Raw genomic sequence first — 22692 nt, 5'->3', positions numbered from 1 at the left:
GTTGAGGGACCGAATGTACGCCACGATCCGATGAGCAGTCGTCGTAACGACGTGCTTGACAGCCCGCCGGATGATCGTCGTATCCGAGTACGAGAAGAAGGCGAGATCGAACCAATCCTGCGACGCGTGACACGAGGCGCACTCCCGTTGGACCGCGGCCAGCCCGAGCGCGATGTCACTGCCGGCCGGCGGCGGTGGGGGCGGCGGAGGCGGGGAACCGGGAGGACCCAAAAGACGACGGACCCGCCCCACAACGCACAAGTACCTCGACCGCCGGCGCTTCAACCACCGTAGCCTGCGGTGGCGTATATTCTCCCGGCCTTCTCGAAAGCCGGGTGCGATGCTCCGTAGAATCATCCTTGTTCTCCTCGGCGTGCTCGCGCCGATGCCGGCCACCGCCCAGTCCAGCCGGTACTTCCCGGCCAAGGCCGACTGGCAGCGGCGCTCGCCCGCCGAGGTCGGGCTCGATTCAGCGGCCCTCGCGGCGGCTGTGGCCTTTGCCAGGTCCGCGGATATCGGATGGCCGACCAACCTCATTGAGCAGATCAAGAAGAACACCGCCAAGGAACCGTTCCCCGCCATCGTCGGGCCGGTCAAGGACCGCGCCCAAACCAACGGGATCATCATCAAGAACGGGTACCTGGTGGCCGAGTGGGGCAACACCAGTCAGGTCGACATGACCTTCAGCGTCGCCAAGAGCTACCTCTCCACCGTGGCGGGGTTGGCCTTTGACCGAGGTTTGATTCCCGATCTCACCGCCCCCGAAGCCCGGCTCATCAAGGATGGCGGGTTCGACAGCCCCCACAATGCCAAAATCACCTGGCACATGCACCTCAACCAGACCAGCGAATGGGAAGGGACCCTCTGGGACAAGCCCGATGTCGCCGACCGGCGTTTGGGCTACGACCGGGCCCTGACCGAGCCCGGTACCACCTGGGAATACAACGACGTTCGCGTCAATCGGCTGGCCCTGTCCCTGCTCCGGTTGTTTCGGAAGCCGTTACCCGACGTCTTCAAGCAAGCCATCGCCGACCCGATCGGGATGTCCGACAGTTGGCTCTGGCACGGGTACTTCAACGCGTACGCCGAGATCGACGGGCGGCGGATGCCATCGGTGAGCGGAGGTGGCCACTGGGGAGGCGGGTTCTGGGCCACCACCCTCGACCACGCCCGATTTGGCCTCCTGATGGCCCGCCACGGAAACTGGGCCGGGAAGCAGCTCCTGTCAGAGCAGTGGATCGAGAAGGCCCTGACGCCCACTCCGCTCCGCCCGGTCTACGGCTACATGTGGTGGCTCAACACCGACCGCTTACAATTCCCCGCCGCCTCGGCCTCCAGTTTTTTTGCCCTGGGCGCCGGCGGCAACGTCATCTGGATCGACCCGGCCCAAGATCTCGTAGTCGTGGTCCGATGGTTCGACAACGCCCGGACCAATGAGTTCATGCGCCTCGTGTCCGCATCCCTCACCCCGAAACACTAAGACCCCCTTGTCCTCTCGAAGAATCCATCTCGCCGTCTTCGTCGCGGCCCTCGGGTATTTCGTCGACGTCTACGACCTGCTGTTGTTCAGCATCGTGCGGGTCCCAAGCCTGTTGAGCCTGGGCGTCGCCCAAGCGGATGTCCTGGCGGTCGGGGTTCGGCTCATCAACATGCAGATGACCGGATTGCTCCTCGGCGGGATCGCCTGGGGTATCCTGGCCGACAATTACGGGCGCCGGTCCGTGCTGTTCGGTTCGATCCTGATGTATTCCCTGGCCAACATCGCCAATGCCGGAGTCCAAACGGTCGATCAGTACGCCTGGCTCCGGTTCATTGCCGGGATCGGACTGGCCGGCGAACTGGGCGCCGGCATCACGCTGGTGGCGGAAATCATGTCCCGCGAAGGGCGCGGCTGGGGCACCACCATCGTCGCGAGTCTCGGCCTCCTTGGCGCGGTCGTCGCTGGCTTGGTCGGCGACCTGTTTCCGTGGCGGACGGCCTACGTCATCGGCGGGGTCCTGGGCCTTTCGCTCCTGGCCCTTCGAATCGGCGTCACCGAGTCGGGCATGTTCGAGGCGGTCAAGAAGAAGGCCGTCGGCAAGGGCAATATGCTTCTGCTCTTTTCGACTCCAACCCGAGCCCTCCGCTACCTGTCGGTGGTACTCGTCGGGCTCCCGACTTGGTTTGTCATGGGTATCCTGGTCACCTTCTCGCCTGAAATCGGCAAAGCCCTCGGGCTCGAGACGGCACCAACCGCCGGCCGCGCGGTCATGTTCGCCTACATCGGCGCCACCTTGGGCGATCTCCTGAGCGGCGCCTTGAGTCAAGTGCTCCGGAGCCGGAAGAAGGCCCTCCTCGTCTTCATCACGCTCTGCGGGCTCGGAATCGCCAACTACTTCATCATGGGCGGCCTGGGCTCACTGACCGCGTTCTATCTGGCCTGCGGAATCCTCGGGGCAACCTCCGGATACTGGGCCGTATTCGTCACGGTGGCATCCGAGCAGTTCGGCACCAATCTTCGGGGCACCGTGGCATCAACTGCCCCGAACTTCGTCCGGGGGGCCGTCGTGCCGCTGACCATCGTGTTCCAGGCCCTGAAGCCCGAGCTCGGTATTCCAGGCAGCGCCATGGCCGTCGGGGCCGCAACGTTGGTCATCGCCTATCTCTCCCTAGCCGGACTGGAAGAGACGTTCGGAAAGAATTTGGACTATGTGGAGTCGTAACCGTTCGATGGTGGTTGGGCTCGCGCTGGCCACCGGATGCGGAGGTGCCCGCCCGGTTGAGTCTGTCGGACCCAACGCCTCGTCACCCGCCGCGGTACTGGCCCTCCTCACGGCACTCGCCCACGACTCCCTCGAGGGACGGCTCACGGGGACACCCGGGATTGCCAAAGCGGCCGGCATCATCAGCCGCGAAATGGCCCGGGTCGGGCTCACGCCGGTTGGCGACAGCGGCTATCTCCAGCGAATCCCGCTGACCATGACGACTCGGGTCGTCAACCAGCGCGAAGTGGCGGCGATCAACTTGGTCGCCAGTTTCGCCGCCCGCGATTCGTTCCCGACCGCGAAACGGGTTCCGGGCTTCAATATCTTGGGCAAATTGGAAGGTGCCGACCCATCACTGGCCCGAGAGCACATCGTGGTGGGGGCCCACTACGACCACATCGGCGTTCGGGCCCATCCGAGTGGCGACTCGATCTTCAACGGCGCCGACGACGATGCCTCTGGCGTCGTCGCCGTGCTCAAGATCGCCGAGCAACTCAAGGCCGGACCTCAGCCTCGCCGGACCATCATTTTCGCGGCCTGGACCGGCGAGGAACGGGGACTCTTGGGCGCTCGGTGGTATTCCGACCACCCCGTACTGCCGCTCGACCAGATGGCACTCAACCTCGAGATCGAAATGATCGGCCGGCCCGATTCGCTGGCCGGGGGCCCGGGCCGAGCCTGGCTCACCGGCTACGAACGGAGCACCATGGGCCCGGCCCTCGCGGCAGCGGGAATCCCGATCGTCCCCGACAAACGACCGGCCCAGAACTTCTTCCGTCGAAGCGACAACTACCAGTTCGCGCTGAAGGGAATTGTGGCGCACACGCTGTCGAGCTACAACATGCATGCCGACTACCACCAGCCCAGCGACCAAGCCGACAAAGTCGACTCGGTGCACATGACCTCCGTCATCAATGCGGCCGCCAAAGCCGTTCGCCTCCTGGCCGACGGCCCGAAGCCACAGTGGAATCCAGGCGGCCGCCCGACCCCGGCCCCACGGCAGGATTGACCGCGATGATTCACCGAAGCCGGTACCCGGACGTCAGCTACCCGAACGTCGCGTTCTCGACCCTCCTGCTCGACCGGATGAAGGAACGGCCGGACCAGGTGGCCATGATCGACGCGGCCACCGACCGTCATGTCACCTGTGGTCAGATCGTCGACGACACCCGCCGGCTGGCATCGGGCCTGGCCCGGAGAAAGTTCGGGCCCGGCCAAGTCTTTGCCGTGTTACTCCCGAATCTGATCGAGTACGCGGCCATCCTCCTCGGCGTCAGTCAAACCGGCGGAACCTCGACCACGTTGAACCCGCTCGCCACCGCCGACGACTTGGCCGCTCAGCTCGGCGAGACCAAAGCCCGCTTCTTGGTTACTGTGCCGGCTCTGCTCGACCGGGCCCTGGATGGAGCCAAGCGAGCGGGAGTCGAGGAGGTGTTCGTGCTGGGCACCGCACCCGGCGCGACCCCGCTAGTCACCCTGTTCGACGTTGATCCGATCGCCGTCGACGTCGCCATCGATCCGAGAACCGCCATCGCCGTCATGCCGTGGTCGAGCGGCACCAGCGGCCGCCCGAAAGCGGTCATCCTGACGCACGAATGCATCGTCTCGCAATTGCGCCAGTTCGTTGCGGTTCAACAACCGACCAGCACGGATTCCGTCGCCGCCGTGCTGCCGTTCTTCCACATCTACGGGCTGACCTTGATCCTGCTCAGCAACCTGTGGAACGGCGGCCGCTTGGTGGTGATCGGCCGGTTCGAGTTGGAACCGTTCCTCGCCACCTTGGCCAAGTACCGGGTTTCGGTAGCGCCGCTGGTCCCGCCGATCGTGGTCGCCCTGGCGAAACATCCGGTGGTCGACCGGTATGACCTCTCGGCCCTCAAGTTTGTGATGTCGGGCGCCGCACCGCTCGGCGCGGAGATCGAGGTTGCCTGCGGCAACCGGCTCAAGTGCTTGGTGGTGCAGGGCTATGGGATGACCGAGTTGTCGGGCGCGAGCCACCTCTCTCCCCGAGACCCGGCCGTGGTCCGCCACGGTTCCGTTGGCTTCCTGGCCCCGAGCCAGGAAGCCCGCATCGTCGATCCAGCAACGGGTCTGGACCAGGACGTCGGCGGCCGGGGCGAAGTCCTGCTGCGGGGGCCGAACGTCATGAAGGGCTACCTGAATCGCCCGGCCGAAACCGCCGCGACGCTTGACCAGGACCACTGGCTCCACACCGGAGATATCGGCTACGTCGACGCCGACGGTTACTACTACATCGTCGACCGGGTCAAGGAACTCATCAAGTACAAGGGCCATCAGGTGGCCCCGGCCGACCTCGAGGCCGTTCTGCTGAGCCATCCCGCCATCGCCGATGCGGCCGTCATTCCAAGCCCCGACCCGGAAGCGGGTGAGGTTCCGAAAGCCTTCGTGGTCCTGAAAGCACCGCTCACCCCCGACGAGATCATGGCCTACGTGGCCTCCAAGGTCTCGCCGATCGACAAGGTTCGCCGGGTGGAAATCGTCGAGTCGATTCCGAAGTCTCCCTCGGGCAAGATTCTCCGCCGAATCCTGGTCGAGCAGGAACAAGCGAAAGCGGCCGCCCAATGAAGGCGCGGTGGCTCCTCGCACTCCCGCTGGCCACGACCCTGGTCCACGCCCAAGCCCGGCCCGCCGGTCCAGACTCGTTGACCCGTCGAGCCATGGCCCTGGCCTACCTCCGGATCGAACTCGCGGTCCGTGATCGTCCACTGGCCGCCGACCGGATGGCCGAGACCAACCAGACCTTTGACCGGGCTACCCTGGCCTTCTTCGGGGGCCGGTATCAGCAAGTGATCGGAACCCTCGACTCGCTCGGCACCGTCATCGAAGCCGATCCAGCCGTGGGGCCTCGACACCGGGACGAGGCCCTCCGCGCCCTGGACCGGCCCTCCGGAGAACGCCGGGTCCTCTCCTCGCCAGACGGCGAGGTGCCGTACCGGTTGTATCGCCCTCAATCCATCGGAAATCGCCCGGCGCCGGTGGTGGTAGCCCTCCATGGCGCCGGCGCCGACGAAACCGCCTTTCTCGAAGCCTACGGCGCCGGCCGGATCCGCCGCCTGGCCGACAGCCTGGGCTTCATCGTCGTCAGCCCGTTCACCAACGCCATGATGCGGACCTCCACCAACCTGCCCCGGCTCCTCGACGACGTGGCCGCTCACGGCCCGATTGATCGGGCCCGGGTTTACCTCCTGGGTCATTCGTTAGGCGGTGGCACGGCGTGGCGGTTGGCCCAGGATCAGGCCAGCTTGGTGGCCGCGGTGGTCTGCCTGGCCGGGGCCGGTGCGGTCTCGGCCACGGCCGGCGCGACACTCCCCCGCACCCTGGTGGTCGGCGCATCGGTCGACCCCGTGGTGCCCCCGGCCCGGCTCAAGATCGCCGTCGATCAGGCCCATGCGATTGGCTGGCCCGTCGATTATCGTGAATTACCGAACCAAGGTCATACCCTGATGGTCGGCGCGTTCCTCGACCAGGCCGTAGCCTGGCTCCTCACCCCGAAACCCTGAGTCCTCAATGGCTGCATCACTCGACTGGGCCTATCTTCGCCCTGGCTGAATTACCTGCAAACGAACGCAAGGGTTCCTTGCGTCAGCCAAGGCCTCCGTCGCGACGACGGTCGATGCCAAGAAGCACACCATCAGCGCCAAACACGCGTTCGATGTGCTGGAGGGCATCGACGAGATCTATGCCACCAAAGGCAAGAAGGTGGTGCACCTCGTCCTGAAAGGCGCGGAACCGTCCAAAGACGAGATCACGACGCTGTTGATCGGCCCGAGCGGCAACCTCAGGGCGCCGACCGCTCGGAAAGGACGAACGTTGTTGGTTGGATTCGACGAGGAGACCTACCGGCGGTTCGTGAAGTAGTCCGTTACGGCACCCGCCCCTCTAGTATGGTGATCAATCGGGCCGCGTCGAGATTCCCGCCCGACACCACACAGACGATCTTCCGGCCCGGCACCCGGCCCGACCGCGCCGCGGCCAGCGCCAACCCTCCGGCACCCTCAGCCACGATCCGGACCCGCTCCGCCATCAGCCGAATCGCCTCGGCAACCTCCGCGACCGACACCGGCACCGACCCGCCCAAGAGATCCCGCGCCAACGGCCACATCTCGGCGAGCACCGACTTGCCACCCGATCCGTCAATGAACGTCGGGACATAGTTCACAGGAGTCGGCACCCCAGCCGCCAGGGACGCCGCCAACGGCGCCGCCGTGTCCGGCTCGACCGCCACGACCCGCGCCCCCGGCGCCACCGCCCGGAGCGCCGCCGCGATTCCGCAGGACAACCCGCCGCCGCCATAGGGAGCCAGCACCAGATCGACGTCCGGCAAATCCTCGGCGATCTCAAGCCCGATGGTGCCGTTCCCGGCAATCACCGCCGGATCCGACACCGGATGGACGAAGAACCCGTCCAACCCCTCGAACCGCCGCTCCTGCAACACCCGCCACCACCGGTCGAACGGCACCTTGATGACCGCCGCGCCTAACCGCCCGATCGCCTCGAGCTTGGTGGCGGGCGCATGGTCCGGCACCACCACCGTGCACGGAACCCCGAGGTCCCGGGCGCACCACGCCACTCCTTGGGCCATGTTGCCGGCGCTCGCGGTAAACACTCCGGCATTCAGCGCCCCGGCCGGAGCCGTCGCGAGCGCATTCCGGGCGCCTCGAATCTTGAAGGAACCGATCGGCTGCAATGTTTCGAGCTTGAGATAGATCTCCGCCGGCCCCTCGTACCACCGCACCAAGGGCGTCCGAACGGCAAAGCCCTTCAGCCGTTCCCGCGCTGCGGTGATCTCATCGAGCGTCGGAACGCCGATCACGGCGTCGGGGGTTCGTCCAGCGGAATCGTCACTTGCTCGCCGAAGATGTACTTCCCAAACCACCGCCAGTTATGCCACACCGCTGCGAGCTGCTCCTTCGGTTTGTTGATCCCGTGCCCAAAGCCGCGGTAGACCATCAGCTCGCTCGGGACCCCCTGATCGAGTAACCCCTGGTTCAATTCGTAGGCATTCTGGATCGGCACCCGCCAGTCGAACTGCCCGTGCTGAATCAAGGTCGGCGTCCGGGCCTGCTTGATCGCCGTCATCGGTGAGGTCTTGAGGTAAATCGCCATGTCGTCCCACGGCGTGGCCTTGAGGTACTGGCGCGTGAACGGATAGATGTCGGTCGAGACGTAGTACGTCACCCAATTCGAAATTCCGGCCCCCACCGAAATGGCCTTGAACCGCGAGGTATTGGTCGTCAGAAACGCGGAGATGTACCCGCCCTGGCTCCAACCCATGGCCGCCATCTTGGTGCTGTCGACCATGCCATTCTTGATCAGATGGTCAACACCCGACATCACGTCCCACATATCGCCGACGCCGAGGTTCCGGACGTTGAGCGACCGGAACTTCTCGCCATAGCCAGCCGAGCCTCGGTAGTTCGGCCGGAGTACCAGGGCGCCCTTGGCCACCCACTGGGGAATCGGATAGACGTAGAACGGCGCCGGCTGGGGAACGTCGATCCCGGTCGGCCCGCCGTGAATCACCACGAACAACGGGTACTTCTTCCCCGGCTGCCAGTCCTTCGGCTTGTGGAGTACGCCTTCGATGATCGTGCCGTCCCGACTCGGCCAGCTCACCACTTCGTTTTGCCCGACGTTCCACGAGGCAATCTGGGCCGTCATGTCGGTCAGCTTTTCCGGCCCGCCCGGCCCGGTCACTTCGCCCCGGTACAACTCCGGCAACGACATCCCGTCCTTCTGCGCCGAGATCACCCACCACTTGCCGTCCCGCGTCACATCGGCCCCACCGATCGCCACGAACGGCGACCCCGTATCGCGCTCCGCTCGGCCGGTGACCGGATCGACTTGGACGAAGCCCGACGTCGTCTTGTTGAAGGCCGTGAACCAAATCCCGTCCGGCGTCCACAACAGCGAGCCGATCATCTCGTCGAAGTCGGCCGCCAACCGCGTCGGCACTCCGCCTCCCGCCGCCACTTTCATGAGCTGGCTGTTCTTGTAGAAATTGGAGACGGTATCGCCTGCGGACGTGGTGAAGGCAACCCATTGCCCGTCGGGCGACCACACCGGCGACCCGTCCGATCCAATTCGAACCACCAACGGCGTCACGGCCCGATTGGTCACCGTCACGATCGAGATATCAGTCGTTGACCCCGAGTGCAGCAGCGGATCGCGTCGGTGATCGAACGCAATCCGGCTTCCATCCGGCGACCACCCGAACGAACCCACCGTGTAGGCGCCGCCCTCGGTCAGCCGGGTCGGCTTCGGCAGCCCGGTCGAGTCGCCGAGCCACCGGGTCGGATCGGCGTCCATGACCCAAAGATGGGTCATCCGGTAGTCATTCTCTTCCATGAAGAAGTCGCCGTACAGCGCCTTCGCTTTGGTCGCGGCTTCGGTCTCGGGCTCGGTGGCCGCCAAGGCGATCTTCCCACCCACCGGCGACCACCGATAGTCGGCCACGCCATCCTTGAGGCCGGTGAGCCGAATCGCCTCTCCGCCCATGGCCCCGATCACATACAACTGCTGCCGGTCGCCCCGGTCGGCCAAGAAACCGAGCCACTTTCCATCCGGTGACCATCGTGGCGCGGTACTGCTGCCCTTGGGCGACCGGGTCAGTTGAATTGAGCCGGCCCCCTGACGCCACAACCAGATCTCCGTGTCGAACCGGTTGTCCTTCCAATCAGTCGTCCGGATCGTATAGGCCACCGCCTTCCCGTCCGGCGAAATCGCCGGCGAGCCGAGGCTCTGCAGGTTGATGACGTCCCGAAAACTCGGCCCCGGCACCTGGGCCGAGAGTGTTGCCGCACCAACCACCAACCCCAGTATCGACGCTGTCGTCCGCATTGGCTATTTGGCCTTCCGCATCAGTTTATTTCCCGAAAATTCGACTCCGAGGACCTTACCTCTCGGCCCCATCAGGAAGGTTCCCTCACTGCCCGATTGGAACCCAATCGACTTCTCCGCGGTCGTAAGACCGAACTCTTCGCGCGGAAGAAGCCCCTTCGCTTCCGCAAAGAGCTTCCCGCCCTCCCGGCTGACCACCAGCAAGACCGGAAAGGGCTTGGCGGCCTCATAGGTTCCGACGTACCGCTCCAGCTGAACCGAATCCAAGGCCACCAGGGACACCGACCGCGGTCCGTACTCAGGCCATCGATAATGAGCCGCAATCGAATAGAGAATTTCCTTCACCAGCGCGATCCCTTGCTCGCCGTTGGTCATCACGGCCGCACCCTGTCCGGTTTCCGGGAAGTAGATCACCTCGCACCGAAACCCATGATTCCCCCCGGTATGGCCGAAGTTGAAGCCGCGGCCGGCACCATCCAGGAACGGACCCAACCCAGCGGGAGCCTTCTGGACCGTGAGCATCTCAATCGCGGTCGCCGTCGAGAGCACCTTGGTAGATGTTCCTGCCCTGGCGGCCGCAATCTCCATCGCCCACTTGAGCAAGTCAGTCGGCGTCGTCCAGAGTCCGGCCGCCGCCATTTCCGGATAGGTATGGGCCCGCCCCGGCGTCATGATCCCGTCGGCCTCATGCGCCGCGGCCGACTCGGCCCAGCGTGATTCGGGCAGCGGTTGCTCGTAGGTACTGCTCGTCATCCCGATCGGATCGATCACCAACCGCTTCATCAACGCGGGAAAGGATTCGCCCGTGACATCGGTGAGCACCAACTGCATGATCGTCGTGCCCCCGCCCGCGTACCGCATGATCTTCCCCGGCTCCACGTCAACCCGGACCGGGCCGGTATTGGCCGGCTTCGTCCCATCGAGGACCTGGGGCACCGTCGGCACCGAATCGCCGGCCTTGTACCCGGGAAACCCCGAGATCGTCAGTCCAGCACTGTGCGACACGACCCGCCGGAGTGTGACCGCCTGCTTCGCCGTAAACTGGTTGCTTGGAAGTTGCCAACTGGTGAGATAGACATTGACCGCCGTATCGAGCGATAACTTCCCGGCCTCGACCAGTCGCAACATCGCCGTCGCCGCCACCGGCTTGCTGATCGACGCCGCCTGAAAGATCGTCTCAGCAGACACCGAATCCGCCGTTCCCGCCTCCTTCACCCCAAACCCCGTCGCCCACACCATCCGCCCGCTGTCCACCACCGCCACCGACACCCCCGGCACGTGATAGTGCGACATCCGGTCCGCCAACCGGTACACCACCTCCGGCGCCCCTTGAATCGCCATCGGCGGCCGAAGCCCCGCCGCCACCGCCGCTACCGCCTCCGCCGTCCGATCCACCACCGACGGCGCCCCCTTCCCGCACCCCCCCACCAATCCAACCCCCACCAAGAATCGCCAATTCATCGTCTCCTCCGAGACCGCTGATGCCGCTGCTGATTCTGCCGAGTGCCGAGTGCCGAGCGCCGAGTCGCCGAGCCATTAATCAACCCCTTCAACATCGCCAACGTTTCCGCCTCGATCGGCGGGTCCTCTCCGCGAAGCACCTGAAAACGGAGCGGCCGGTCCACCACCGGCAGATCATCCTCCGTCATCCGCCGGGCCTGACCCTCCCGAAGCCGAAGCCGGGCGACCCCAACCCCCCGATCGATATCGTACTCGATCGCCGTCGCGTCGCCAAACAACCGCACGGTGGCGGGCAATTGATCCAACGCCACCCGCTGTTCCAGTGCGATGTGATCGGCCGGATCGAGTTCCAGGCGCCGCTTCATGAAATCCGACCAGCTGGTGACGCCTTCGAGCTGAGCGGAAACCGCGCGACGAACCCCGTCGGGGCTGGCCGCTGCGAGGACGCCTCCGGACCGACGCCAATACTCCTCGAGCTCCCGCGCCGCTCGCCGAATCTTGCCTTGGTCGGGGTGGTTAATGCTGCCGTCGATGACGCCATCGATCAGCGCATTCATCGCGGTGGGACGGAGGGCCTCGGGAATCAGATCCGGCAACGGCTCCCGGATCGTCTCGAGGTCAAACCCAAAATACGACAAGGTGTGGCCCACCAGCAGTCGCTGATGTTTCCGCGAGCCGCTCACGGTGACCTCAGGTTCGCCCCGTTTCGCGTACTGACGAACCTGATCGTACGAGATCGTCGTCCCCTCGACCGACGCGCGCGGCACCCCGAACCGGTCGGCAAAGAACCGGAGCGACCCGGCCACCGCGCCCCAGTTGCCCGCGAACGACCGCTTCCCAATCCGCGCTTCTTGGCCATCCGCCGTCCGTTCGTCAATCACCAAATCGAACGGCATCACCCGGGCCACCAAGTCGGCGAACTGGCTCTTGAGTTCCTTGCTGACGTAGGGAAGCCCCCGCGGCAATTTCAATTCGAGCGAGCGGTAGACCGACGCCATCCCCATCGCGGCATCCTCGATCGCCTTGACCAAGACCCCTCGCTCCTCCGCCCACTCAGCGATCCCTTCCTCGAATCCGTGGCGCTCGAGTCCATGAACCTCGCCCACCACGCCGAACCGGTTCACCGCCTCAGCGTAGATGTTGTACGCCGTCAGGTGGTCGCTCCCCTGAATGGCGACGCCGCGGAGGTCACGTTCCTCCCGGGTCATCCGATGGGTCGAATCGACCGCCGAGGCGACCGCCAGCATCGGGGCCAAGTCCGGCTCGCTGCTGACCAGCAGCTCGCCCCAGCAGCGCTCGACCGGCATCGCCTCGACATCGCGGCCATATTTTGTGAGCCGGCCTCCGGCAATGAGGCCGCGCTCCGTCAATAGCGCTACTGACTTTCGATACGCGGTTCGATCGAGCGGCACCGGCAGTTCGAGGTCGGCGGCATCCACTCCCATGGCGGCGCACGTCAGCGCGACCCGCTCCGCATCGCCGGCCAGCTGGAATTCCGGCGGCGTCGGGCGAAGATCCTCGAACCGAAGGGGCCGGTCGGACAGAATGGTCACCTCGCCGTTGGCCACCCTGCCATGAACCCGGCCCGCCATCTGGAGGATTTCGTTGGCACCCAAATACAACCGGTGCAGCACATTCCGCCCCCGGTCGACGACGTTGCCGTACCGGGCATCGTAGATCACCACGGTGTCGAGGCCGGGCAGGTTGAGCGCCGATTGCCCGGCCGCGGTCATCGCAAGCAGGAACGGCTTGTCGACCTGGCCTTCAAGGAAGGGACGAATGACCCGAATCGGTTCGCCACCGTGATAGAAGGCCGCCGTCAGTCCGGGCCACTTGGCTCCCAACTCGGCGGCCAACCGTTCCACTTCGGCCCGGGTCGGCACGAAGACCGCGACGCCACGGCGTTCCCGGATCAATCGTTTGATGGTCCGGTCGTCGAAGAATTCGGTGGTGTCCTTCGCCATGACGTGAACCCGGGCCTTCAATGCCGGATCGAACGCCGAGGTCTCGAGGACGTGATCGCTCTTGAGGTAACTGGCGTAAAACGTCGGATCGACCGTCGCACTGAGCCAGATGAACCGGCAACCGGCCCGCTTGCCGAGGGCCAGGCACAACTCAAGCTCCGCCGACGTCTGGTGGATCTCGTCGACCACCAGCGTATCCGCGGCGGTGATCAGCTCGTCCTGAAACCACCGCCGGGCAATCCCGGTCGTCGCCACGATGACGTTCCAGAACGGCGTCTCGGGTGTGGCCTCCCGCTCACGATTGACCACTCCGTAGCGGAGCGATTCCCCGAGGATGGCCTCGGCAAAGAGCCGCACCGACAGGGTCTTCCCGGTCCCGGTGCCGGCCACGATTCCGAAGCCCTTCCGCGCCTCAGCCCAGGCCACCAATTCTTGGCCGTGCTCCCGGATCAGCAGCGTCTCGAACGTTGAGCCGAGCGCAAGTTCGATCGTCTCACAAGCCGCCCGGGTCGGGGCAATGACAATCACTCGGCCCTTGGGCCGCGCCGCCCGGTACGCCGCCGGGTCCGGCGGAAGATTGTGATCTCGGATCGGGCGCAACCGCTAGGGCTCCACTTCGACGACCATCTCGATCTCAACCGACAGATTCCGGGGCAGCGACCCCATGCCGACGGCCGAACGAGCGTGCTTCCCCTTCGGCCCGAAGACGGTCACCATCAGATCCGAGAAACCGTTCACGACCTCCGGCTGCTCGGTAAACGTATCGATTCCGTTGACCATCCCAAGAACCTTGACGATGCGCTTCACCTTCTTCAGATCCCCGATCTCGGCCTTGAGGGAGGCCAAGAGGTTGATCCCGACATTCCGGGCGGCCTCGTACCCCTCCTTGACGGTCAAATCCCGACCAAGCTTCCCGGTGGCCGTCTTCGTCCAGGGTTGGGCCGGCCCGTGCCCGGCCAAGAACACCAGATTCCCGGTCCGGACGGTCGGAACGTAGTTGGCGAGGGGTACGCCCACGGCGGGCAGGGTAATCCCGAGCTCTTTGAGTTTGGCCTCCGGGTCGGCTTGGGCCATCAGCGGGCCTGCGACCACGGCCGCAAGGAATGAGAGGCTCCCGAGGAATCGACGCATCGCAACATCCAGGTGGGGGGGGTAATGGAATCCTACTACCCTGTGCCTGCCGGGCCAAACTCCGGCTATTTTGGTTTCATGTCAAAGAACCGACTCGAAGCGTTCAGCGACGGCGTGATTGCCATCATCATCACCATCATGGTGTTGGAGTTGAAAGTCCCCCACGAGCCATCCCTGGCCGCGCTCCAGAACCTCGCCCCGGTGTTCGGCAGCTACGTGCTGAGTTTCACATTCATCGGCATTTATTGGAACAACCACCATCATTTGCTTCACGCGGTCCGGTACGTCAGCGGGGCCAGCCTCTGGGCCAATCTTCACTTGCTCTTCTGGCTTTCCCTGGTACCGTTCACCGCTGGGTGGATGGGCGAAAACCACTTCGCCGAATTGCCTGTCGCGCTCTACGGCTTGGTCGTGCTGATGGCCGGTGTTGGCTACTTTGTCCTGACCAGGACCCCGATCGCCCGCCACGGGAGCGATTCCCAACTCGCCACCGCGGTTAGCGGCGATTTCAAGGGCAAGATGTCGTTGGCTCTGTATGCCGTCGCGGTCCCGCTGGCGTTCGTCAACCGCTGGCTCGCCCTTGCTGTCTATGTGGTTGTGGCGGTAATGTGGCTGGTTCCCGACCCCAGAATCGAGCGAGTCCTCAATGACTAAGATCGCGAATAGCCGAGTCGGCCTCCTACTCCTGGCCGTGGCTTGCCAGCCCGGCGGCGGCCCCCAAGCCCTTCCCAACGATCCCGCTGAGATCACCGCGATCGAGGGGGTCTTGACGCGGTGGTACACGGCCATCAATGCCCACGATTCCGCCGGCGTTGCCGCCCCCCTGCTGCCTTCGTTCTTCATCTTCGAAGACACGACCCGAATCGACCGCGACGGGTTGGTCCAGGGAATCGTCAGTGGCTTCGAAGCCGGGAGTCAGACGGCCGCGATGTCTGGATTCGAAACCCAAGTCCGCGGCAACCTCGCCTGGACGAGCTTCCGAAACGACGAAGTCTGGACCCCGAAGACCGGGAGCCCAGACTCATTGCACTTCCTGGAAACCGTCGTCTTCGAAAAACGAAACGGCCAATGGATGATGGAGCGCTACCACGCCACCAAACTCAACAGGTAGTAGGTCCTTTGCCGGCCGCCTCGAGCAGCGAGACCATCTCTTGGACGGTTTCCCGGCCCCGGTCTTCCCGGTACCACGTCATCTTGGCCTTCTGAAAGTCGTCGTCAGACAACTTGGACTTGTTCTCGCTCACCCACACCCGAAGCTTTAGCGGCCGCTCGATGATGCACCCCCGTTCCTCCCCGGCGGCATCGAGCAAGACAATCGTCGGCGTCGCAGCCCGGCCATCCGGCGTCTGGTGCCGTTCCATCAGCCACCGGCCATCCTTCGAGTTGGCAATCCGGATGTCGAGCCCCGGCACCTGCTCCGCCAATCTCACCAAATACGGCACGGTATTGGCCGAGTCGCCACACCAATCCTCGGCCACGGCAAGGATCCTCCACTGCCCACCGACCGCCCTGGCCCGGTCCCCGATCATCGAATCCGGCGCCCCAGCCTGGTAGTTATCCGTCCACATCGGCTTCCGATCCTTGGCCGCCTCAAAGAACTCCACCCAAGTCCGCCCGCCCTCATAGAGCCGAACCAACGAATCACTCCGAACCGCCCCAGCCGGACCCACCAAACAAGCCACCACCGCCCCAATCACCAGCATCATATCTCCCCGCCAAAAGGTCCCCCAAATCTACCCCGCCGAGCGCCGAGCGCCGAAAACAAACAACCCCGCCGTCGCAGGGTTGTTTGTACCCTCGGCTGGGAGCCTCGGGTCTCCTGAGTCAGCCGGTATTTTGAGCAAGGGGGCTCAACGAGGAAGGGTTGGCTGACCCTTACTACCATGATGCTCGACTAGTGCTGGTGGTCGTGCTCCCACCGGTTCTCGTCTCCGTTACCATTGCGCTTGTAGTACCGGTCGCGGTCGCCCCGGCCCTGGTCGTTCCCACGGCGCTGATCCCGGTCGTAGCGATCGAAGTCGTCATAGCGGTAGAACCGCCGGTCATCCTGATACACTCGGACCGGACGAACCACCTCGGCATAGGCCCGGCGCGGGCGGCCGTAGATCCGATAGTCCGGGCGATCGCCGAGCCGGATCGTGGCGCCAACCGGACCGGAGCCGATATGGATGTCAGCGGAAACCCGCTGGGCGGAACCGGACTGATCGGCGCCGAGGCCGACCAATCCAACCATCAGGGCAATGCGACGAGCGAACATGGTGTCCTCCGGTTGAAGCGTCTCCGGGCTCCGGTAATAGCGAGGCTTGTGCCATCGACGTAAGTCGATAATCAACAATTACTGAAACCGATCGATCCGGGGCCGAGTGTCCCTCGATTTGGACGGATCACTTCCCCGGGATGGGACAGTTGGCCACGACTCCACGAAGTCGGTAGCTTACCGCGTCCTCGATTCTGTCCCAACCGCAGAGGGGTACCCGTGCCACGCCGTCTCTTTGAATCGGAGCATGAGTCGTTTCGCGACAGCTTCCGAGCGTTTCTCGCCAGGGAAGTCGTTCCGCATTACTCCGATTGGGAAGCAGCCCGGATGGTCTCGCGGCAAGCCTGGACGGCGGCCGGAAGCCAGGGTTTCCTTTGCTTGGACGTTCCGGAAGAATTCGGAGGAAGCGGGGTCACCGATTTTCGGTACAACGTGATCATCACCGAAGAGTTGGCGTGGGCCGGGGTCGCCGGGGTGGGCTATCCGCTGCATACCGATATCGTGGTGCCGTATCTCACCAAACTTGGCTCGCCGGAGCAGAAGCGCCGCTGGCTCCCGGGGGCTGTTTCCGGCGAGATCATTACCGCCATCGCCATGTCCGAACCAGCAGCGGGAAGTGATCTACAGGGGATTCAGACCACCGCGATCCTCCAGGGCGACCACTATCTCCTCAATGGGCAGAAGACTTTCATCAGCAACGGAATTCTCAGCGACCTGGTCATCGTCGTGGCGCGCACCAACCCGGCGGCGGGCCACAAAGGCATCAGCTTGCTGGTGGTGGAACGCGACATGGTGGGCTTCGAACGGGGCCGCAACCTCGAGAAGATCGGTCAGCACGCCCAAGACACGGCCGAGTTGTTCTTTCGAGACGTCAGGGTGCCGGTCGCCAACCTCCTGGGTGAGGAAGGCCGGGGCTTTGGGTACTTGATGCACAATCTCCCGGTCGAGCGCCTGACGATCGCCGCCGGATCGGTGGCGAGCGCGGAGTCGGCCGTTGCGCTGACCCGAGACTACTGTTGCGAACGAGAGGCCTTCGGCGGCAAACTGGCGGCCCTGCAACATGTCCGGTTCGAATTGGCCGAGATGGAAACCGAGGCCCAGATCGGGCGGAGCTTCATCGATGAATGCATCGTCGATCTCAATCAGGGCGTCCTGACCACCGAAAAGGCCTCGATGGCCAAATGGTGGTGCACCGAAATGGCCCAACGGGTGGCGGACAAAGGCCTCCAGCTGTTCGGCGGCTATGGCTACATGCAAGAATATCCGATCTCGCGGATCTACACCGACAATCGGGTAGCCATGATCTACGGGGGCTCCAACGAAATCATGAAGGAAATCATCGGCCGCAAACTCGTGGCCGGCGGCTGATCCCGGTGGCCTCCGAACCCCCCTTCCGGCCGCTCTACGCTTGGTACGTCGTGGCCGTGCTCATGGTCGCGTACGTTTGTTCCTTCATCGACCGCCAGATATTGGCCCTGATGGTGCCAGCCATCCGGCACGATCTTGGCGTCAGCGACACCCAGATGAGCCTGCTGATGGGTCTGTCGTTCGCGTTGTTCTACAGCATTCTGGGGCTCCCGATCGGCCGGCTGGCCGACCGGACGAGCCGGCGACGGATCATCGCGTGGGGAATCGCAGTCTGGAGCGTGATGACCGCGCTCTCGGGCATGGCGCGCAACTACTGGCAACTGTTCCTGGCCCGGATGGGCGTTGGCGTCGGCGAGGCCGCGCTTTCGCCCCCGGCCTACTCCCTCATCGCCGATTATTTTCCAAAGGATCGCCTAGGCACGGCCATTGGCGTTTATTCGCTCGGGATCTATCTCGGAAGCGGCTTAGCCCTGATGCTCGGCGGCTGGGTCACCGGCCGAGTGGCCACCGCCATGATGTGGACGGTGCCATTGGTCGGCGAGGTCAGGCCTTGGCAAGCGGTGTTCTTCATCGTGGGATTGCCGGGGCTCCTGCTCGCGCTCTGGGTCGGGACGCTCCGCGAACCGACCCGGGGCGCGATGAGCGGCGGCAGCTCCGCTAAGCCACTACCTCTGGAGGAGGTGATCCGGTACATCAAACGCCATCGCCGAGCGTTCCTTGGGCACAACCTGGGCTTCGCCTTCATTGCGATGGTGAACTACGGCTGGGCCTACTGGGTTCCGACGTGGCTCCAGCGGGTTCACGGGTGGACGCCTCAACACGTCGGGCTTTATTATGGACTTTGGACGGCCACCTTCGGGGTCGCCGGCGTGGTGGTTGGCGGGTGGCTTGGCGACCGGATTGCCCGGAGTGGATACGCCGACGCCAAGATCCGAATCGGTCTGATCGGGCTGACCGGAGAGCTGTTAGCCGGGTTCCTGTTCCTGCTCGCCCCGACCGGGGCGATGGAGTGGGCGTTGATCCCCTCGACCTTCTTCGCGTCGTTCGGATTCGGTGCGGCGGCGGCCGGGATTCAAGAAATTTCTCCGGTTCCGATGCGGGCGCAGACGTCGGCGCTTTATCTGTTCGTGATCAACCTGGTCGGACAAACGCTCGGACCATTCTTCGTGGCGTGGCTGACCGACTACGCCTTCAAAGACGAGATGCGGATCGGGAGCTCTCTGTTGACCGTCACGGTCGTCGGGCTGACCGCCGCCGCGATCACCTTTCTCGTCACGCTGAAGCCGTTCCGAATCGCCGCTCAGGCGAGCAAGACCTGGCAACCGGAAACCTAGAGGGAGACCCATGGTGCAGTCGTTCGACCAGCTGCCGGTGGCATCGTTATCCGACATCCTCCGCAGCAACGCGACGTTTTACCCGAAACGGGAGGCGGTCGTCTGCGGAGAGATCCGTCTCACGTGGGAGGCCTTAGACCGGCGCGTCAGTCAGGCAGCGAACGGCTTGCTCCTCGCCGGACTGGTCAAGGGCGACAAAGTGGCGATCCTGACCAGCAACAGCACCGACATGGTCGAGATCATCCTGGCCATCGGCCGGGCCGGCTGTGTGGTGGTGCCGCTGTCGCTCCTCGCACCGGGAGCGGCGCTCGGCCGGATGGTCGCGGACAGTGGCGCTCGGGCGATCTTCGTCAGTCCGAGCTTCGACCGGGTTATCGAGCCCGAGCTCGTGGCGCTACCGGATATCCAAACCCGATGGTTTTCCGTCGGGTTCGAGGCGCCAGGATGGACTGGGTATGACCGGTGGCGCGATGGCCAATCGGCCACCCCCCCATCAGTCAGGATTGGTGTCGCGGATGAATGCGTCATCATCTACAGCTCGGGGACCACGGGGACGCCGAAGGGGATCGTCCACACCCACTACAACCGGGCCAACTTCGCCCTCGGCCTCTGCGTCGAATACCGGTTCACGACCGAGTCGGTCACCCTGGTCACGACGCCGCTCTACAGCAACGGCACCTGGATCATGTTCCTGCCGACCCTGCTCGTGCACGGCCGGCTGGTCATCATGCCGAAGTTCGACCCGGGCGAGTTTCTCCGATTGATCGCGAAGGAACGCGTCACTCACACCCTGATGGTCCCGCCTCAGTATCAGGCGGTGCTGGCGCACCCGGACCTTCCTCGGACCGATTTGAGTTCGTTGCGGTTGCTCTCTTCGGTCGGCTCCACGCTTCGGACCGATCTCAAGCGCCGAGTCATGGCCGAAATGGCGCCGGTCCTTCTCGAACTGTACGGGCTGACGGAGGGGATCAATACGATCCTCCGCCCCGAGGATCTCCTCCGCAAGGCTGATTCAGTCGGCACCCCAGGCCTGGGCAGCGACATTCGGATCATCGACGAGGCCGGGAACGAGCTACCCCGGGGCCAGATCGGCGAAATCATCGGCTGGGGTGCCGGGTTGATGAAAGGCTATCACAATCGGCCTGACGCCACGGCCGAGGCGATCTGGGTGGCGAGCGACGGACGGACCTATCTCAAGACCGGCGACATCGGCAAGCTCGACGATGAGGGCTTTCTGTACATCCTCGACCGCAAGAAGGACATGATCCTGTCAGGCGCGTTCAACGTGTACCCGAGGGACATTGAAGAAGTCGCCGCGGAGCACCCCGACGTCGCGGACGTCACGGTGATCGGGATTCCCGACCCGCGATGGGACGAAGTGCCACTGGCCCTAATCATCCCGCGGCCCAGTGTCACCCCCGATCTCGAGGCAATCAAGCAGTGGATCAACGAACGGGTCGGGAAACACCAGCGGGTGGCCGGGGTCCGGCTGCGAGAGAGTTTTCCTCGCAACGCGTTGGGCAAAGTCCTCAAGAAGGAGCTTCGGGCCGAGTATGGCAACTGACACGACGAGGGGGCACTTTTCGGTCTCGGTGTCGAAGGACTATTTGACCTTCTCCGCCGCGCACTTCTTGACGATCCCCAATCACAAGTGCGAATCGCTTCACGGGCATAACTACATCGTCACGGTGCTGGTCGAGGGACCGGTTGACCGGACCACCGGCTTCGTGGTCGACTTCGCCGTGGTCAAGAAAATCTTGCGACCCGTGATCGACCGAATCGACCACAAGGTCCTGGTACCGGCCGCCAACCCGACGGTGGTGATTGGCACGGAGGGTGATGCCACCGTGGTCCAATATCGGGGCGTTCGCCGGTTCCAGTTCCCGACCGCCCATGTCGCGGTCGTCCCGGTTTCCGATACCACGGCGGAGTTACTGGCCGAGTATCTGGCCCTCGCAGTTCGAGACGGGTTGGCCCTCGAGGGGATGGCCGGCGTTAGGTCGGTGTTGGTCGACGTCGAGGAAAGTCCCGGTCAGAGCGGCCGGTTTCGACTGGACCTCCAATGACCGAGAGCCCCCATGGCTGAGCGGGCGATGTCGACCGCCGAGATTGCCGACGGGCTGGCCGCGATCCCCGGGTGGCAGCGAGCCGGCGGAGTCATTCAAAGGGTCTTTCCGACCGATGGATGGCGTGGGTCGATGTTAGTGGCCAACGCGATCGGATTTATTTGCGAAGCAGCCGACCATCACGCCGAGGTGTTGATTACCTGGCCCCGGGTGACGGTTTCGTTATCGACCCACAGTGCCGGGGGTATAACGGCCAAGGACTTTGAAGTCGCGTCCCTGATCGAGCGACACGTCGGGTGGAAGCCGGGTCCCGGGTCCGCGCTGGCCGGTCCGGCCACTCCGTTCGTCAAACCGAACTAGTCTCCGAAGGAAATCCCGAGGCTCCGGGCCGTTAGAATGACGCCGCTGTCGAGGGGCACCAGTTTTTGCTTGCCCATTATCTCGTTGATCCGGCGCCGGCTGATGGTCGGTGGCGTGTAGACCACCACCGATCCGAAGTCGCCGTCGGCGATGGCCCGCACCGCCGCCGAGCCAAACCGAAGCGCCAGCAAGCGATCGAAGGTCGTAGGTGAACCGCCGCGCTGGAGGTGCCCAAGCACCAGACTTCTGGTTTCCTTGCCGGTCCGCTCGGCAATGGTGGCAGCGAGCTGAGCCGCAATCCCGCCTAACCGTTCCACCATGCCGGTCTTGGCCGTCTCGAGCAGAGCCACGCTGCCATTCTTTGGTCGGGCACCCTCAGCCACGACGATCATCGAGAAGTGGCGGCCATTGGCTTCGCGATCTCGGATCTTCTGGCAGACCTTCTCGATGTCGAATGGGATCTCCGGGATCAGGATAACGTCGGCACTGCCGGAAACGCCGGTGTGTAGCGAGATCCAGCCGGCGTTCCGTCCCATCAGTTCGACGACGAACACCCGATCGTGGCTTTCCGCCGTGGTGTGGAGCTTGTCGAGCGCATCAGTCGCCGTCGCGACGGCGGTGTCGAAGCCGAAGGTCGCCTCGGTCCCGACGACGTCATTGTCGATGGTCTTCGGTACGCCGACGACCGGAATGCCTCTTCTCCAGAGGTCGTGAGCGATCGTCAGACTCCCATCGCCGCCGATGGCCACCAAGGCATCGAGTCGATAGTGCTGGAACGACTCCAGGAGTTCACCGGACCGATCGATCTCCTGGATCGATCCGTCGGGCATCCGGGTCGGCCAATGAAACGGGTTCCCGCGATTGGTAGTCCCGAGAATTGTGCCTCCCAGGTGGGTAATGCCCCGAACCTGATCGGGACCGAGCGGCATCAGGCCACCCGCCGGATCGCCACGACGACGATCCGGCCCCTCATAGGCGCTCCCGTAGGAAAAGGAGCGGCCGCCGCCCCGAACGAAGAGCCCGTCATATCCGCGCCGGATCCCGAAGCACTCCCACCCGCGTTGGTGGGCGGACAGCACGACGGCTCGAATCACGGCATTGAGTCCGGGGGCATCGCCGCCCCCGGTCGAAATCGCAACCCGCATC

Annotated in this window: 21 protein-coding genes; 13 read left to right on the top strand and 8 right to left on the bottom strand. The window is 64.3% G+C overall.

Annotated features, from left to right (window positions below; all coding sequences use genetic code 11):
- Window positions 1–340 precede the first annotated feature (340 nt).
- From EXR94_06675 to EXR94_06650, 6 genes are all read left to right on the top strand, one after another.
- On the top strand, window positions 341–1480 hold the full coding sequence (locus EXR94_06675) for a class C beta-lactamase-related serine hydrolase (protein MSR02409.1): 1140 nt from the start codon (window positions 341–343) through the stop codon (window positions 1478–1480).
- Entirely contained in the window at window positions 1434–2702 is a 1269-nt protein-coding gene (locus EXR94_06670) for an MFS transporter (GenBank protein ID MSR02408.1), read from the top strand. The genes EXR94_06675 and EXR94_06670 overlap by 47 nt, the downstream gene beginning before the upstream one ends.
- A complete protein-coding gene (locus EXR94_06665) occupies window positions 2689–3753 on the top strand; it encodes a M20/M25/M40 family metallo-hydrolase (GenBank protein ID MSR02407.1) in 1065 nt (354 codons plus the stop codon). The genes EXR94_06670 and EXR94_06665 overlap by 14 nt, the downstream gene beginning before the upstream one ends.
- Window positions 3754–3758: 5 nt before the next feature.
- Window positions 3759–5330 carry a 4-coumarate--CoA ligase family protein gene (locus EXR94_06660; protein ID MSR02406.1) on the top strand — a complete coding sequence of 524 codons (1572 nt, stop codon included), beginning with the start codon at window positions 3759–3761 and terminating at the stop codon, window positions 5328–5330.
- Window positions 5327–6265 carry a hypothetical protein gene (locus EXR94_06655; GenBank protein MSR02405.1) on the top strand — a complete coding sequence of 313 codons (939 nt, stop codon included), beginning with the start codon at window positions 5327–5329 and terminating at the stop codon, window positions 6263–6265. The genes EXR94_06660 and EXR94_06655 overlap by 4 nt, the downstream gene beginning before the upstream one ends.
- A 154-nt stretch (window positions 6266–6419) precedes the next feature.
- Window positions 6420–6623: a hypothetical protein gene (locus EXR94_06650; protein MSR02404.1), complete on the top strand. Its 204-nt coding sequence runs from the start codon at window positions 6420–6422 to the stop codon at window positions 6621–6623.
- Window positions 6624–6627: 4 nt separating this feature from the next.
- Here EXR94_06650 and EXR94_06645 read toward each other — a convergent pair whose 3' ends face one another.
- Genes EXR94_06645 through EXR94_06625 form a run of 5 tightly spaced genes read right to left on the bottom strand, consistent with a single transcriptional unit; the run spans window position 6628 to window position 14161 of the window.
- On the bottom strand, window positions 6628–7578 hold the full coding sequence (locus EXR94_06645) for a pyridoxal-phosphate dependent enzyme (protein MSR02403.1): 951 nt from the start codon (window positions 7576–7578) through the stop codon (window positions 6628–6630).
- On the bottom strand, window positions 7575–9605 hold the full coding sequence (locus tag EXR94_06640; GenBank protein ID MSR02402.1) for a S9 family peptidase: 2031 nt from the start codon (window positions 9603–9605) through the stop codon (window positions 7575–7577). The genes EXR94_06645 and EXR94_06640 overlap by 4 nt, the downstream gene beginning before the upstream one ends.
- 3 nt (window positions 9606–9608) lie before the next feature.
- On the bottom strand, window positions 9609–11066 hold the full coding sequence (locus EXR94_06635) for a serine hydrolase (protein MSR02401.1): 1458 nt from the start codon (window positions 11064–11066) through the stop codon (window positions 9609–9611).
- Window positions 11063–13630: a DEAD/DEAH box helicase gene (locus tag EXR94_06630; GenBank protein MSR02400.1), complete on the bottom strand. Its 2568-nt coding sequence runs from the start codon at window positions 13628–13630 to the stop codon at window positions 11063–11065. Before EXR94_06630 ends, EXR94_06635 begins: the two co-directional genes overlap by 4 nt.
- 3 nt (window positions 13631–13633) lie before the next feature.
- Complete coding sequence (locus EXR94_06625; GenBank protein MSR02399.1) at window positions 13634–14161, bottom strand: RidA family protein; 528 nt, start codon at window positions 14159–14161, stop codon at window positions 13634–13636.
- Between the two features lie 78 nt (window positions 14162–14239).
- On the opposite strand from EXR94_06625, the gene EXR94_06620 reads away from it, so the two are divergent.
- On the top strand, window positions 14240–14815 hold the full coding sequence (locus tag EXR94_06620) for a DUF1211 domain-containing protein (protein ID MSR02398.1): 576 nt from the start codon (window positions 14240–14242) through the stop codon (window positions 14813–14815).
- Window positions 14808–15272: a nuclear transport factor 2 family protein gene (locus tag EXR94_06615; GenBank protein ID MSR02397.1), complete on the top strand. Its 465-nt coding sequence runs from the start codon at window positions 14808–14810 to the stop codon at window positions 15270–15272. The genes EXR94_06620 and EXR94_06615 overlap by 8 nt, the downstream gene beginning before the upstream one ends.
- On the opposite strand, the gene EXR94_06610 is transcribed toward EXR94_06615, so the two are convergent.
- Window positions 15262–15867 (bottom strand): hypothetical protein, encoded by a 606-nt coding sequence (locus tag EXR94_06610; GenBank protein ID MSR02396.1) that lies wholly within the window; start codon window positions 15865–15867, stop codon window positions 15262–15264. The genes EXR94_06615 and EXR94_06610 overlap by 11 nt on opposite strands.
- Window positions 15868–16055: 188 nt before the next feature.
- A complete protein-coding gene (locus EXR94_06605) occupies window positions 16056–16418 on the bottom strand; it encodes a hypothetical protein (protein ID MSR02395.1) in 363 nt (120 codons plus the stop codon).
- A gap of 219 nt (window positions 16419–16637) precedes the next feature.
- Between EXR94_06605 and EXR94_06600 the strand changes: the two genes are divergently transcribed.
- From EXR94_06600 to EXR94_06580, 5 genes are all read left to right on the top strand, one after another.
- Entirely contained in the window at window positions 16638–17786 is a 1149-nt protein-coding gene (locus EXR94_06600; GenBank protein MSR02394.1) for an acyl-CoA dehydrogenase, read from the top strand.
- A 62-nt stretch (window positions 17787–17848) separates the two neighbouring features.
- Entirely contained in the window at window positions 17849–19120 is a 1272-nt protein-coding gene (locus EXR94_06595) for an MFS transporter (protein MSR02393.1), read from the top strand.
- Window positions 19121–19130: 10 nt separating this feature from the next.
- The gene (locus EXR94_06590; protein ID MSR02392.1) at window positions 19131–20684 is read left to right on the top strand and encodes an AMP-dependent synthetase; all 1554 of its coding nucleotides are present in this window, start codon (window positions 19131–19133) and stop codon (window positions 20682–20684) included.
- The gene (locus EXR94_06585; protein MSR02391.1) at window positions 20674–21186 is read left to right on the top strand and encodes a 6-pyruvoyl tetrahydropterin synthase family protein; all 513 of its coding nucleotides are present in this window, start codon (window positions 20674–20676) and stop codon (window positions 21184–21186) included. Before EXR94_06590 ends, EXR94_06585 begins: the two co-directional genes overlap by 11 nt.
- Before the next feature lie 12 nt (window positions 21187–21198).
- Window positions 21199–21546, top strand: coding sequence for a 4a-hydroxytetrahydrobiopterin dehydratase (locus EXR94_06580; GenBank protein ID MSR02390.1), 348 nt, complete (start codon window positions 21199–21201; stop codon window positions 21544–21546).
- Here the strand turns inward: EXR94_06580 and EXR94_06575 are convergent.
- Window positions 21543–22691: an ATP-dependent 6-phosphofructokinase gene (locus EXR94_06575; GenBank protein MSR02389.1), complete on the bottom strand. Its 1149-nt coding sequence runs from the start codon at window positions 22689–22691 to the stop codon at window positions 21543–21545. The two genes, EXR94_06580 and EXR94_06575, sit on opposite strands and share 4 nt — an antisense overlap.
- Window position 22692: the final 1 nt, after the last annotated feature.

Source organism: Gemmatimonadota bacterium, assembly GCA_009692115.1.
GTDB lineage: Bacteria > Gemmatimonadota > Gemmatimonadetes > Gemmatimonadales > GWC2-71-9 > SHZU01.
This window is presented reverse-complemented; position numbering and strand designations above follow the sequence as displayed.